Below are 12,305 nucleotides of genomic sequence, written 5' to 3' on the forward strand. Positions count from 1 at the left end.
ATCGATAACAGGACGAAATCGCCAGATGTATAACCACAAGACAAATCTGATGCGGGCCATAGCGTTGGTCCTTTTGATGCCACTGATGTCGGCTGCTTACGGGCAGGACCAGACCTGGCGACTGAACCTGAAAGATGCGGATATCCGCGCCTTTGTGACCCAGGTGGCCGACATTACCGGCTACAGTTTTGTGGTGGACCCCCGGGTCAAGGGCAAGGTCACCGTGCTTTCCAGTGCGCCGATGAATAAGGATGAAATCTACGATCTGTTCCTGGCGGTGCTTCAGGTTCACGGCTTTACCGCGATCCCCGGTGAAGAGGTGATCAAGGTGGTTCAGCAGGTCGATGCCAAGCAGTCTGCGGAATCCCTGGACCGGTTTGCCGAAACGCCCTCGGAGCAACTGATTACCCGGGTCATCCAGATCGACAACGCCAACGCGCTGGAACTGGTGCCCATCCTCCGCCCGCTGGTGGCAAAGTACGGCCATCTGGCCGGTGTGGCTGCAGCGAATGCGTTGATCGTTAGCGATCACGCCTCCAACATCCGCCGTATCGAACAGATTGTCCGCGAGCTCGACAGCCCGTCGAAATACGAGGTGGAGGTGATCCAGCTCGATGAAGCCTGGGTCGGAGACATGGTCGAGCTGCTGCAGGAGCTGGCGCCGGATGAGCTTGGCAAAGCCGGCAGTGAGAACGTGGCCCGTAAGTACAGCGTGACTGCAGACGAGCGCAGTAACCGGCTGATTCTGCGCGGCGATGAAACCTTCCGTGACAAGATGCGTAACCTGATCCGCAAGCTTGACCAGCCCTCCGCCACCGGCGGGACCACCAAGGTGATTCGCCTGAAGCACGCCAATGCCAAGGATCTGACCGAGCTGTTGAGTGGCGTGATGGGGCAATTGGTTGAGGAAGCCTCCGGCGGCAACGGTTCCGGCTCGGGTGGGTCCGGTGGTCGCAACACCAGCTTTTCAGTGTTCGCCGACGAAGGCCTGAACGCGCTGGTGGTACGTGGTGAACCGTCGCTGATGCAGGAGGCGGAACTCATTGTTAACCAGCTGGACGTGCGCCGTGCCCAGGTGCTGATTGAGGCGGCGATTGTCGAAATCAGTGACGAGGTTGGTGAAGATCTAGGGGTGCAGATTGCCGTGGCCGACGAGTCCGGTGAATCCACGCCGGTTATTGGTAGTAACTTTGGCAACGTGGGTCGCAGCCTGGGTGACGTGCTCAGCGCCATTCTCACCGACTCTGCGATCACTCCCGCGGTCGGGGGGCTTACCGTTGGTGCGGGGCAGCGCGACGAGGATGGTCTGAGCTGGGGTGTTCTGCTGCAGGCCCTGTCCAGTTCCGCCGCGGCCAATCTGTTGTCGACGCCGAGCATTCTAACCCTGGATAACCAGGAGTCCGAGATCATCGTCGGTCAGAATGTGCCGTTCCGAACCGGCCAGTCCACCGTGACCGGTGACGGTACCACCAACCCGTTCACCACCATTGAGCGCCGAGACATCGGTCTGACCCTGAAAGTGACGCCGACCATCAGTGCCGATGGCCTGGTGCGTCTGGTGGTGGAGCAGACCACCGAGAACATCGCAGACAGCGTGGAGAATGCGTCTGACATCATCACCAACAAGCGGGAAATCAAAACCACCGTGCTGGCCGATGACGGCGAGACCATAGTGCTTGGCGGCCTTACCCGCGACGACCTGCAAATCAGCCGCAGCAAGGTTCCCCTGCTGGGGGACATCCCGGTCCTGGGTCGGCTGTTCTCTTCCGAATCCCAGCGCCGGGTCAAACGTAACCTGCTGGTTTTCCTGCGGCCCAAGATCATGTTTGGCAAGGGCGATGCCATCGCCATGACCGAGGAAAAATACGACGGGCTGTGGGACATCAATCTGGGCGTGCGCGAAAAGCTGGGCCTGCCCGCACCTTCCGAGCGGCCCAAGATCGATTCTCTGTTCACCCCGGGAACCGAGCGTATCCGGTAATCAGGCGGTCAGTGGCGGCATCGGGCAATCGAGCTGATCCGCCACCAATCTCATCATTTCGTATTCGGTAACGTCCACCTTGCCATCGTAGGTCACGCAGTGACCGCAGGCATCAATGATCGCCGGTTTCAGCAGCGGCGACAGCCGGTTCAGTGTTTGCAGGGCTTCTCTCAGCGCTTTCAGGGAGACCCGGGGGATCAACGGCCCGGGCGTCTGCGGCGCGGTAAAGCCAGCCATTGCCTGGTGATAGAGCTTATCCGCCCCTGCCGGATCCCGTGAGCCGGCGCGGGCCAGCAGGCTGAACAGCTGCTGCAGTGATGGCAGAACCTCTTCGTAGCGGCGATAGGCCACCGGGACAACCCGTGCTGACTCGCGCGACAAATGGCGCTCCAGAAAGCTGCTCATAGCCAGTTCATACAGGGTGACCTTGCGGTCTGCACCGATCAGCTTGGCGACGGCTTTCTGGAGCCCTTTGCGTTCGTCTGGATCTAGTTTGCGCAGCGCCGGCATGGCCAGCTCCAGGGCGGGGAACCGCAGGGCCGGCCCGACCCGGTCGAGCGTGGGCAGAAACTTGTCGATCAGATCCGTCTGTGGCCTGAGCAACGGGTGCGCGGGAAGCTGCACAAGGGCTTCATCCCGCTGGGGGCGGGGCAGGGTGTGGACGAGCAGGGCATAACATAGCTGTACCGCGCCCGCCCGGGTATACAGCAGGCTGCGGAAGGTTGCCGGGATGTCGGCCAGCAGGGAAACCGCATAGCTTTCTCCCGCTTCGGACACCTGACCGACACGGCCCGAAAAACGACCGGTGGCAGCGCCTGCAAAACCCGACGCCTGGCTAGCGCCGACGCCGGGGGATTCGGTCTGGCGGCGTTCCTGGCGTTGAGGCATGGCCTTGGTATCCCGCATGCGGCTGCGCAGCCGTGCCAGCATGCCGGGCGCAATGGCGTTGATGCGCTCGTCGACGGGCGGGTGTGAGGCCAGCAGAGACGACAGCCTCATGCGTGCGCTCTCGCCAAAACACATGTGGTTCATGTCGCTGGCGTGGCTGGTGGTGTCCAGGTAACCGCCTTTCAAACCGATCTTGTACAGCGCGCCGGCGATGCCTTCAGGATTGCGGGTAAATTGCACCGACGAAGCATCCGCCAGGGTTTCCCGCTGGCGGGAGACGGCGGCCTGGATCAGGCGGCCGAAAAACACCCCGATGTAGCCAATGATCCACAGCGCCAGGCCAATCAGGCCCATCACTGCCTGGCCGCGCCCGTCCCGGGAGGACCGTACCGATCGGTGGGCGCGGTAGAACGCCCCGCGCACCAGGAAGCCGCCAATCTGGCCGAGCATCAGGATGCCTGCCAGTATCGCAATCAGCCGCACATTGAGCCGCATGTCGCCATTGAGGATGTGGCTGAACTCGTGCGCCACCACGCCCTGAAGTTCGTCCCGGGTCAGCTGTGTCAGTGCGCCATGGGTAACCACCATCACGGCTTCACTGGGTGTGTAGCCAGCGACGAAGGCGTTGATGCCGGTTTCCTGGTCCATCACATACAGCTGCGGCACGGTCACGCCGCTGGCAATGGCCATTTCCTCGACGATATTGCGCAGCTTGCGCTCGTCCCCGTCGCGGGTGTCCGGGTCAATTTCGCGGGCGCCGACCATGTTAGCCACCCGTTCACCGCCACCCGCCAGATCGACCCAGCGCACCAGGGAACCAACGCCAATCAACAGGACAACGGCCGCTGCCGTCATTGCCCCGTGTTGGCTTGCCAGCCAGTGTTGAAAGGGCAGTGCCGAGCTTTCGCTGCGGGTCACGAAATACCCCACCACACAGACCGACAGGGTGATCAGCGCAACGGCCACCAGGAACAGCAGGACAAGTACAGAGGTGTTGCGCCGGGCACTGGCCTGGCGCTGGAAGAAACCGGGGTGAGCCATGGTTAACGGCCTCAGAACGCCACTTTCGGTGCCTGGCGGGCCTCGGGGGATTCCAGTTCAAGCTGGGCGGTCGGCTTGAACGCAAACAGGCCGGCCACCACGTTGTTGGGGAATTGCTCGCGGAAAATGTTGTAGCTCATGACGCCGTCGTTGTAGGCCTGGCGTGCGAAGGCGACACGGTTTTCAGTGCTGGAGAGTTCTTCCATCAGCTGCTGGACGGTTTCATTGGCTTTCAGGTCGGGGTAGTTTTCCGCTACCGCGTAGAAGTTGGCCAAGGCCTTGGTCAGCAGGTTCTCCGCCGACCCCAGGCGCTGCATCCGTGTGCCTTCGCCAGGGTCCCGGGCGGCATCCTTCTGGGCGCTCACGGCGTTGTTGCGCGCTTCCATCACCGCGGTCAGGGTGTTGCTCTCGTGAGCCATATAGGCCTTGGTCGATTCCACCAGGTTCGGGATCAGGTCATGGCGGCGCTGGAGCTGCACATCAATCTGGGCAAAGCCGTTGCGGAACTGGTTGCGCAATGACACCAGCCGGTTATACAGGTAAATGATGTAGAAAATGGCAACCGCAATGACGGCAATACCAATGAGAGTGGTTCCCATGACGACTCCTTGAACGGAATGGGGTGAATCGGGGCGGCTGCCCGGTGATCGATGGTCAGGCGTTATTCTCAACTAATTTTCGGTGAAAGCCAGCTACAAAGGTCTCAAAATCGTGGGGTGACAAAGGCTTACTGAAGAAGTAGCCCTGTGCCAGCTTGCATCCGCGCTGGGACAGGTAGTATTCCTGTTCCGCGGTTTCGACGCCTTCGGCCACCACCGAGAGATTCAGGCTTCTGCCCAGATCAATGATGGTGTTGGCGATACGCGTGTCCTCTTCGTTGACCAGCAGGTCACGGATAAACTGTTTGTCGATTTTCAGGTGTTGCACCGGCATCCGCTTGAGGTAGGTGAGCGAGGAATAGCCGGTCCCGAAATCATCAACAGCAATACTGATGCCCGCCTTGCTCAGCCGGTGCAGTTTTGCCACAGCGTCTTCCAGGTTGGTCATGAAACTGGTTTCGGTCACTTCCAGCTCCAGCCTTCCGGCGGGAATTCTGTGGCGCTTCAGTGTACTGAGGATGTCGTCAACGATATTGGCCTGTCGCAGCTGAACGGCCGACAGGTTGACCGCTATGCGCAATGGCATGCCTTCCTCGGCCCAGCGCGCGGCCTGCCAGCAGGCCTGGTCCAGTACCCACTGACCGATCTCGACAATGCTGCCATTCACTTCTGAAATGGGGATGAAGTGGTCGGGTGGCACCAGGCCCTTCTCCGGATGTTCCCAGCGAATAAGCGCCTCTGCGCCAATGATCCGACGGGTTTCCAGGTTGATCTGGGGTTGGTAAACCAGGTGGAACTGATGGTTGCCCAGAGCCTGGGCCAGATCTTTTTCCAGCTGTTTCCGCTCGCGAATTTCCTGGTCGATACTGGCCACGTAGAACTGGAAGTGGTTGTGGCCGTGTTGTTTGGCCAGTGCCATGGTCTGCTCGGCACTCTGCAGCAACCGGTCGGGCTTGCTGGCGTCGCCGGGAAACAGGGCAACGCCCAGGGTGGCCGTCATGGTCACGGTCTGGTCATCGATGACCATCGGGCGGTTGACGCAGGCGAGTATCTGGTCGGCGGTATCGGCCGCCTGGTAGCCGTCCCGCAGGCCCTTTTCAACAATGGCAAACTGGTCGCTGCCAAGCCGGGACACCGTGAACCGGTTGCTGCCCAGCTTCCGGGTCAGGCGGTCGGCGACCGCCTGCAGAAGAACATCGCCGGTGCGGAAGCCGCATTGTTCATTCACCGATTTGAAGTCGTCAATTCCACACACGGTCAGCGCCAGTACGGATTTGCGCTCGCCTGCATCGTGGATATCTTTCTGCAGCATTTCCATGAATGTGTCGCGGCTGGGCAGGCCAGTCAGTTGATCATAGCGGGCCAGGCGGTTGACGCGGTCTTCGGCTTCCCGGTGCTGTTTCTGGGTGTCGCCGATGGCGACCAGCAGGTTGTTGGTGGCATTGACCCACAGCCCCAGTTCGTCGGTGTGATGGCCCGGAGGCAGTGCGACCAGCCGATCATCCGGTTGCTCCGGGTCGACCTGTTTGACCGACCGCACGATCCGTAACAGCGGACGCGTCAGCAGCAGATGGAAAACCACAAACAGCGCCATGCCGAGGATGATGGCGGAGGCAATGCCGGAGGCGAAGGTCACAGAAGTCCGTTCGAGCCAGGTGCCGGCGGCAAAGGCGGTGTCGTAATGGATATCGAGGTAGCCGTAGATGATGTCCGGGTTACCAGGCCGCGACAGGGCCTCACGGTAGCGTCGCTCCGCATCGAAGATCGGATCGGTAATCGGTCGGAATGCACTTCGCTGCAGCGGCCGTTCGCCATTGCCCAGAGGTTCGCCGTCCGGGTGCGTGATGCGGGCCAACCTGATGGCTTCCTGGGCGAACAGCCCGTCGACAACCTGCTGTGCCAGTTCGTTGTCAATGCTGAACACCGACTGGGTGGCGGCGTCACGGACCAGGGCGATGGTTTGGCTGGCCTGTACGTCCACCGAGCGGGACACGCGGCCCGCATCGAGGGCCACCTGAATGGCGCTGATGATAATGCCGCTGATCAGCGCAACGCCCAAAACCCAGCGCAATACCCGGTAACTCAGGCGATGTTCTACCTCGAAGGTGTTTTGCATGAAGACTCGGTCTGATGATCCGTTACGACTGATTCTGACCCGAGGGTATCGGGGCGGTTTCGGGCCGGAAGCTGATGGTTGTTGTTTCAGTATGGTTCAGTTTTCCGTCGCTGCACTCAGTATCGTCAATTTTTCCAAAGATTTCAGGGCGTAGGTGTATCAATTTGTAAGGTTTTTGTAGGCCAGACACGGAAACGCCCGCATCAGAGCGGGCGTTTTCGACGGCAGGGTAGGCCCTGCCTGGGTTCAGTGCCTGAATCAGGCCAGGTTTTCGTTTACGAAATCCCAGTTGACCAGCTTCCAGAACGCTTCCAGATAGTTCGGGCGGGAGTTGCGATAATCGATGTAGTACGCGTGCTCCCAGACATCCACGGTCAGTACCGGCTTGTCGGCACCGGTCAGCGGTGTCTCGGCGTTGCTGGTGTTGGCGATGGCAACGCTACCGTCTGCCTTTTTCACCAGCCAGGTCCAGCCTGAACCGAAGTTGTTGGCGGCCTTGTCGTTGAATTCTTTCTGGAATTCCTCGAAGGAGCCAAAGGCTTTCTCGATCGCGTCTTTCGCCGCGCCGGTAGGCTCGCCACCGCCGTTCGGGCTCAGGCAGTGCCAGTAGAAGGTGTGGTTCCAGACCTGAGCGGCGTTGTTGAACAGCGGGCCGCTGGCGCTCTTGATGATGTCTTCGAGCGATTTGTTGGCGTTATCAGTACCTTCAACCAGGCCGTTGAGCTTGGTCACGTAGGTGTTGTGATGTTTGCCGTAATGGTACTCAAGGGTTTCCTGAGAGATGTGCGGTTCCAGTGCGTTCTTTTCGTAAGGCAGTGCGGGAAGTTCAAATGCCATGAGGTCGTTCTCCCTGTCTCTCTGTTTATGTTGATGTTCGTCAGACCAATATAAGGGCGCTCTGAGCTATATCAACCCTTTGGTGTTAAAGAACTTTTAAACTCGGGACTGCCGGGCAGAAACTGCGCGCAATTCTTCACCCGCCATACCAGCTCTTCGTAACTGTCCGCCAGGATGTTCACGTGACCGAGCTTCCGGCCCGGGCGTTCCCCTTTATTATAGAGGTGAACATGAGCGTAGGGCAGTTCCAGTATCCGTTCAACATCTCCGTGCTCGCCGATGATATTGATCATGCAGCTGTAGCCTCGAGGGGCCACGTTACCCAGTGCATGCCCACTAACGGCCCGGATGTGGTTTTCGAACTGACTGGTCATGGCGCCTTCGATGGTCCAGTGACCTGAGTTGTGAACCCGCGGTGCCATCTCGTTCGCCACCAGACCATCTGCGGTCTCGAACAGTTCCAGAGTCAGTACGCCGACGTAGCCCAATTCGTTCAACAGCGCCCGGATGTAGCGCTCGGCATCTTCCTGGATATGTTTCTCCAGCCCCGGCGCGGGTGCAACGGAGTAACGCAGGATGCCTTCATAGTGGGTATTCTCCGCCATGGGGTAGAACGCCAGGGCGCCGTCTTCGCCACGTACGGCGATGATCGAGACCTCACGCTGGAAGTCGACGAACTTCTCCACCATCAGCCTGGGGTGGCCGATGCTGGCCCAGGCCGCTTCCGCTTCTTCCGGGCTGTTCAGCACGGCCTGGCCCTTGCCGTCATAGCCTTCGGTGTTGGATTTGGCCACCACCGGGCAGCCGAGCGCCTCGGCGGCGGCTTTCAGGGATTCCGCGCTGTCGGCGATTTTCCACTGCGGCGTGGGAATGCCGAGCTCCCCAAACAGCGTTTTTTCGGCTTCCCGGTTCTGGCAGACCTGCAGGGCGCGGGGGCACGGGTGCACCGGTTTGTGAGCGGCAATTTTCTCAGCCACTTCCACCGGCAGGTGCTCGAATTCGTAGGTGACGCGATCCACCCGGGAAAGAAAGTCGTCCAGATACTGGCCTTCCCGGTCAATGATGACCTCGCCCAGGCCGGCGCTGGGGCTGCCGGACATGTCGTAGAAAACAAACGTCTTGGCCAGCGGGTAACCGGCCAGTGCCAGCATGCGGCCCAGTTGGCCGGCGCCCAGTACACCAATTCTCATCTGCGTTCTCCTGCCAGGTTACTGATCGCTCGGATCCGGATTGTCCAGAATGGTTTGCGTTTGTGTCGCCCGGAACTCATCAACAGCCTTACGCACGTCGTCGCTGAAGGTACCAATGATCTGTGCCGCCAGCAGCCCGGCGTTGGTGGCGCCGGCTTTGCCGATGGCCAGCGTGCCTACGGCGATGCCGCCGGGCATCTGCACAATGGACAGCAGCGAATCCAGGCCGTTCAGGGCCTTGGATTGCACGGGAACGCCCAGTACCGGCAGTGATGTCTGGGACGCCACCATACCCGGCAGGTGAGCAGCGCCTCCGGCGCCGGCAATGATCACTTTCAGGCCGCGGTCGCCGGCGGTTTTCGCGTATTCAAAGAGGAGATCCGGCGTACGGTGGGCGGAAACGACTTTGGTTTCATAGGCGACGCCGAGTTGGTCGAGCATGTTGGCGGCGTGTTCCATGGTGGGCCAGTCGGATTTCGAGCCCATGATGAGTCCTACAAGCGGCTGCATATGCAACAGTCCTGTGATAATTGGAAAGCCGGCCATTGTATGTTTTGGCTACTTACCATGCAAACCAATGCGGTGCTGTTGGCCGTGCATTTCATTGATCCGGTGACTACGGGTATTATCGGGCCTTATAAACCGAACCGTCCATATTCCGGGAGTAGTAATGGAACCGATCCGTCCAGATGACGATGAGCTGAGAGCCGACCCGCGTTCGGGGAGCGCCCCGATAACGCCGGAAGCGACCGACAGGCCGGCGGGCACAAAGAGCGAGGCTGGTGGCAGCGGGGCTGCGCGCACCCCGAAAACGGCAAAATCCTCCGGTGGTGGCAACGGGCGCGGTGGTTCCTGGGGCGTTTGGGTGGCGCTGGTTCTGGTGGCGCTGGTCGCCGCGGGCGGCTGGTTCAGTCAGTCCAGGCAGATAGAAGCACTGGAAAGTCAGCTCGAGGAAGCAGATTACTGGGCGCGGCAAAGTAAGCTGGCGCTGGCCCGATTCGAGGGGGATCTGTCCGAAACCGGGGAGAACCTTGAAGAGCGCGGGCAGTCGCTGGAGCAGAAGCTGACAGCGCAGGGCGAACGTCTGGATACCGCAGACAGCGAAATTCGGAAGCTGTGGGTGATCGCCAATGAGCGCAACAAGAAGCGTTTGGACGACCAGCAGGCGCGCCTGGAATCATTTGCTGTTGAGTTGCAGCAGCAGGCAGAGGCCCGCGAACAGCTGGCGTCCTCCGTGGAGTCGCTTGAGTCTTCGTTGTCCGGCGAGTTGGCTGACTTGCGCACGGATGTGGATCAGCGGCTGGTAGCCTTGACGGAATCCACCGAGCAGGCGGATCAGCGGTTAACGGAGCTGAATACGGCGCTGGAAGGCGTGGATCAGCTGGTGGACCGGCGAATCCAGCGGTTTGAGCGGGAGCAGAAGCTGGGGATCGACGGTCTCGAGAGTCGTATTGGTGCTCTTGAGCGTTCCATGGAAGGCCTGGCCGATGGCTCTGCGGTCAGTTCCGTGCGCGCCGAATTACGCACGCTGAAACAGACGGTGGATTCGATCGACGCCTCGCGGGCTCAGTTGACCTCTCGCCTGGTGCGGCTCTCCGAGCAGGTCGACAGTTTGCGCAGTCAGGCGGCTGGCCGCTAGGTCACTGACGCCGCCAGCTTAATGGCAGTGTTGCGCTGGTCCGGGGCGGGTGACCGATCCGCTCCGCTGTCGCGCCAGCGCTTTGTAACGGTTTGTATTCATCCCTTGCGGTAGCTCTCAGTTCTGCCGTTTTGCAGTTGCTATCATCGGGCAACTCGCAAAAGGATGAAGAGTGCACAACAATGAAAACCCGACTGCCTTCTGCTCAACGCCCCCGTTCGCCGGCGCCTTGCCCTGGAATCTTTCATTCACTGAGGTTTCCCCTCGCGGTTCTGTTAATGGCGGCGCTGGTATCCGGCTGTACCGTGTACCAGTCCATTGGCAAAAGCGTCGGCTCGTTTTTGCATCCGGTATCCGGCCACGATTTTGTTCATATCGAGAACGATCAGTGGAACCAGAAAAATGCCCTGATCTATTTTTATCGCACCCATTCCCAGTGGGCTGCAGATGAGATTGAAGCGCCCAGTGTCTACGTGGATGACAAGCACTACTTCAACATCCGCAATGACAGCTTTACCTGGCTTGAGGTCAGCCCGGGGGAGCGCCACATCGCCATGCGACGTCCGTTGCTGGGGCTGGAAGGCCTGAACTCTTTCAGTCTCAGCCTCATCGCCGATGCCACCTTGCAGGTCGAGCCAGGACGGATCTATTACCTGCGCTATAACGAGTTGGCAGCGCCGGATCAGCCCCACCCGGACCTTGATCCGGAGCACGGCCTGGCACAGGGGGACCTGCAACTGGTGACCCGGGAATACGCCATGCAGGCAGATGAGCTGGTGTCCACCCGTTTCCTCAACAGCGACTTGCTGGCGCCAAACCACGCCGCCGTCTCCATAGCCGAAGTGAACGAGGATTTCGACTATGCCCGCAAAATGGAGCTGCTCGAAGAAGAGCGTGAGCTGGAAATCGAGCGCCTGAAAGAAGAGGGTAAATACGATTCCCCCTCCTGGTTCTGGCCCTTCGGGGGCGGCCCCACAGTGCCGCTGGAAACCGACCAGGAAATCCGTCAGCTGGAAAAAGAGTACGCGGCCATTGAAAACGACCGGCAACGCCGGGCGGAAGCCGAAGCGTCCGATGGCTGGTGGATTTTCTGACAGCGGTGATTGGCCGAAACGACCCGGAGCGTGATCACCCTCACAATTGTGGAAACCCGGAAGCATTACTACACTGTGTCTGGATATGGCACACAGGGTAAAAAGGTATGTCGTTCAAGGATTCGTTGCGGCAGACAATGAGGGCGCTCAGGCGTCGTATGGATCAGGTCAATTGCTCCCTTGCGGAGAAAGCCCTGCCGGGTGACCGCAAGCTCAGGGTCAGCGAGTTGTCGCTGCAGAGAAAAGCTCGGGACGCGGGTCAGAAAGGGCCGCCGTTGCGGGTGGTCGAAGGCAGAAAAAGCCAGGGCGAGGCCCCCTGACGTCTGGTTAAAAAATGCCCGCTTTTTAGGCGTTTGCCGCTTTTTTCAGAAAATTTCCGGAAAACATTTGACACCGTCAGACAAATGCTTAAAATGCGCGTCTCACTTGGTTGAGACAGCAACGCTGACTCGGCATACTTCGAAAGAAGCAAGTGAATCTGAAGCGTAAGAATCTGCGGATTCGAGCGCTTTGGAGGCATGAAAGTTGGGTGGTTAGCTCAGCTGGGAGAGCATCGCCCTTACAAGGCGAGGGTCACTGGTTCGATCCCAGTACCACCCACCATCTTTCATTAGCATCACCGGATCACCCCATCCGGTTTCAGATTTCAGTACTGCAGGTCTCAGGGCCATACAGCTGGAGTTGATGCGGAGCGGTAGTTCAGTTGGTTAGAATACCGGCCTGTCACGCCGGGGGTCGCGGGTTCGAGTCCCGTCCGCTCCGCCATTTTTATTCCCGGGTGGTTAGCTCAGCTGGGAGAGCATCGCCCTTACAAGGCGAGGGTCACTGGTTCGATCCCAGTACCACCCACCATTTTTCCCCTTGAGTTTGTATTGATCACCGGGCCAGGCGGCCAGCGGTGTTTTTTGCGTGTCTGAATG

The 12,305-nt window shown here is 59.7% G+C and carries 10 protein-coding genes and 3 tRNA genes; 7 read left to right on the forward strand and 6 right to left on the reverse strand.

Translation table 11 applies throughout. From position 1 onward, the window contains the following. Positions 1 to 25: 25 nt before the first annotated feature. Positions 26 to 1,981 carry a type II secretion system secretin GspD gene (gspD, locus tag DYI22_RS09635; protein WP_213477846.1) on the forward strand — a complete coding sequence of 652 codons (1,956 nt, stop codon included), beginning with the start codon at positions 26 to 28 and terminating at the stop codon, positions 1,979 to 1,981. On the opposite strand, the gene DYI22_RS09640 is transcribed toward gspD, so the two are convergent. The 6 genes from DYI22_RS09640 to purE form a co-directional block, all read right to left on the reverse strand. Further along, entirely contained in the window at positions 1,982 to 3,910 is a 1,929-nt protein-coding gene (locus tag DYI22_RS09640) for a M48 family metallopeptidase (protein ID WP_213477847.1), read from the reverse strand. Positions 3,911 to 3,921: 11 nt separating this feature from the next. Continuing rightward, positions 3,922 to 4,509 carry a LemA family protein gene (locus DYI22_RS09645; RefSeq protein WP_213477848.1) on the reverse strand — a complete coding sequence of 196 codons (588 nt, stop codon included), beginning with the start codon at positions 4,507 to 4,509 and terminating at the stop codon, positions 3,922 to 3,924. A gap of 55 nt (positions 4,510 to 4,564) precedes the next feature. Then, positions 4,565 to 6,625 (reverse strand): putative bifunctional diguanylate cyclase/phosphodiesterase, encoded by a 2,061-nt coding sequence (locus DYI22_RS09650; RefSeq protein ID WP_213477849.1) that lies wholly within the window; start codon positions 6,623 to 6,625, stop codon positions 4,565 to 4,567. A gap of 258 nt (positions 6,626 to 6,883) precedes the next feature. Continuing rightward, a complete protein-coding gene (sodB, locus tag DYI22_RS09655; protein WP_213477850.1) occupies positions 6,884 to 7,462 on the reverse strand; it encodes a superoxide dismutase [Fe] in 579 nt (192 codons plus the stop codon). A 71-nt stretch (positions 7,463 to 7,533) separates the two neighbouring features. Further along, entirely contained in the window at positions 7,534 to 8,652 is a 1,119-nt protein-coding gene (locus DYI22_RS09660; RefSeq protein ID WP_213477851.1) for a 5-(carboxyamino)imidazole ribonucleotide synthase, read from the reverse strand. A gap of 18 nt (positions 8,653 to 8,670) precedes the next feature. After that, positions 8,671 to 9,162 carry a 5-(carboxyamino)imidazole ribonucleotide mutase gene (purE, locus tag DYI22_RS09665; protein ID WP_213477852.1) on the reverse strand — a complete coding sequence of 164 codons (492 nt, stop codon included), beginning with the start codon at positions 9,160 to 9,162 and terminating at the stop codon, positions 8,671 to 8,673. 160 nt (positions 9,163 to 9,322) lie between these two features. Here purE and DYI22_RS09670 point away from each other — a divergent pair, with 160 nt between their 5' ends. The 6 genes from DYI22_RS09670 to DYI22_RS09695 all read left to right on the forward strand — a co-directional run bounded on the left by DYI22_RS09670 (position 9,323) and on the right by DYI22_RS09695 (position 12,237). Then, complete coding sequence (locus DYI22_RS09670; RefSeq protein WP_213477853.1) at positions 9,323 to 10,291, forward strand: hypothetical protein; 969 nt, start codon at positions 9,323 to 9,325, stop codon at positions 10,289 to 10,291. Positions 10,292 to 10,569: 278 nt separating this feature from the next. Beyond that, positions 10,570 to 11,385: a DUF2846 domain-containing protein gene (locus tag DYI22_RS09675; RefSeq protein WP_213477854.1), complete on the forward strand. Its 816-nt coding sequence runs from the start codon at positions 10,570 to 10,572 to the stop codon at positions 11,383 to 11,385. 107 nt (positions 11,386 to 11,492) lie between these two features. After that, entirely contained in the window at positions 11,493 to 11,705 is a 213-nt protein-coding gene (locus DYI22_RS09680; RefSeq protein ID WP_213477855.1) for a hypothetical protein, read from the forward strand. A 207-nt stretch (positions 11,706 to 11,912) separates the two neighbouring features. Then, positions 11,913 to 11,988, forward strand: a tRNA-Val gene (locus DYI22_RS09685). Between the two features lie 85 nt (positions 11,989 to 12,073). Next, positions 12,074 to 12,150: transfer RNA gene (locus DYI22_RS09690), tRNA-Asp, on the forward strand. Positions 12,151 to 12,161: 11 nt separating this feature from the next. After that, positions 12,162 to 12,237, forward strand: a tRNA-Val gene (locus DYI22_RS09695). The last annotated feature ends 68 nt before the right edge of the window (positions 12,238 to 12,305 follow it).

This window comes from Marinobacter lipolyticus (assembly GCF_018424605.1).
In the GTDB taxonomy this organism is placed as follows: Bacteria; Pseudomonadota; Gammaproteobacteria; order Pseudomonadales; family Oleiphilaceae; genus Marinobacter; species Marinobacter lipolyticus_B.

Bases quoted from the DNA above. Each gene is read 5' to 3' on its own strand.
- DYI22_RS09660 (WP_213477851.1), bottom strand. From the start codon at position 8,652: ATGAGAATTGGTGTACTGGGCGCCGGCCAACTGGGCCGCATGCTGGCA.
- gspD (WP_213477846.1), top strand. From the start codon at position 26: ATGTATAACCACAAGACAAATCTGATGCGGGCCATAGCGTTGGTCCTT.
- DYI22_RS09680 (WP_213477855.1), top strand. From the start codon at position 11,493: ATGTCGTTCAAGGATTCGTTGCGGCAGACAATGAGGGCGCTCAGGCGT.
- purE (WP_213477852.1), bottom strand. From the start codon at position 9,162: ATGCAGCCGCTTGTAGGACTCATCATGGGCTCGAAATCCGACTGGCCC.
- DYI22_RS09645 (WP_213477848.1), bottom strand. From the start codon at position 4,509: ATGGGAACCACTCTCATTGGTATTGCCGTCATTGCGGTTGCCATTTTC.
- DYI22_RS09650 (WP_213477849.1), bottom strand. From the start codon at position 6,625: ATGCAAAACACCTTCGAGGTAGAACATCGCCTGAGTTACCGGGTATTG.
- DYI22_RS09675 (WP_213477854.1), top strand. From the start codon at position 10,570: ATGGCGGCGCTGGTATCCGGCTGTACCGTGTACCAGTCCATTGGCAAA.
- DYI22_RS09670 (WP_213477853.1), top strand. From the start codon at position 9,323: ATGGAACCGATCCGTCCAGATGACGATGAGCTGAGAGCCGACCCGCGT.
- DYI22_RS09640 (WP_213477847.1), bottom strand. From the start codon at position 3,910: ATGGCTCACCCCGGTTTCTTCCAGCGCCAGGCCAGTGCCCGGCGCAAC.
- sodB (WP_213477850.1), bottom strand. From the start codon at position 7,462: ATGGCATTTGAACTTCCCGCACTGCCTTACGAAAAGAACGCACTGGAA.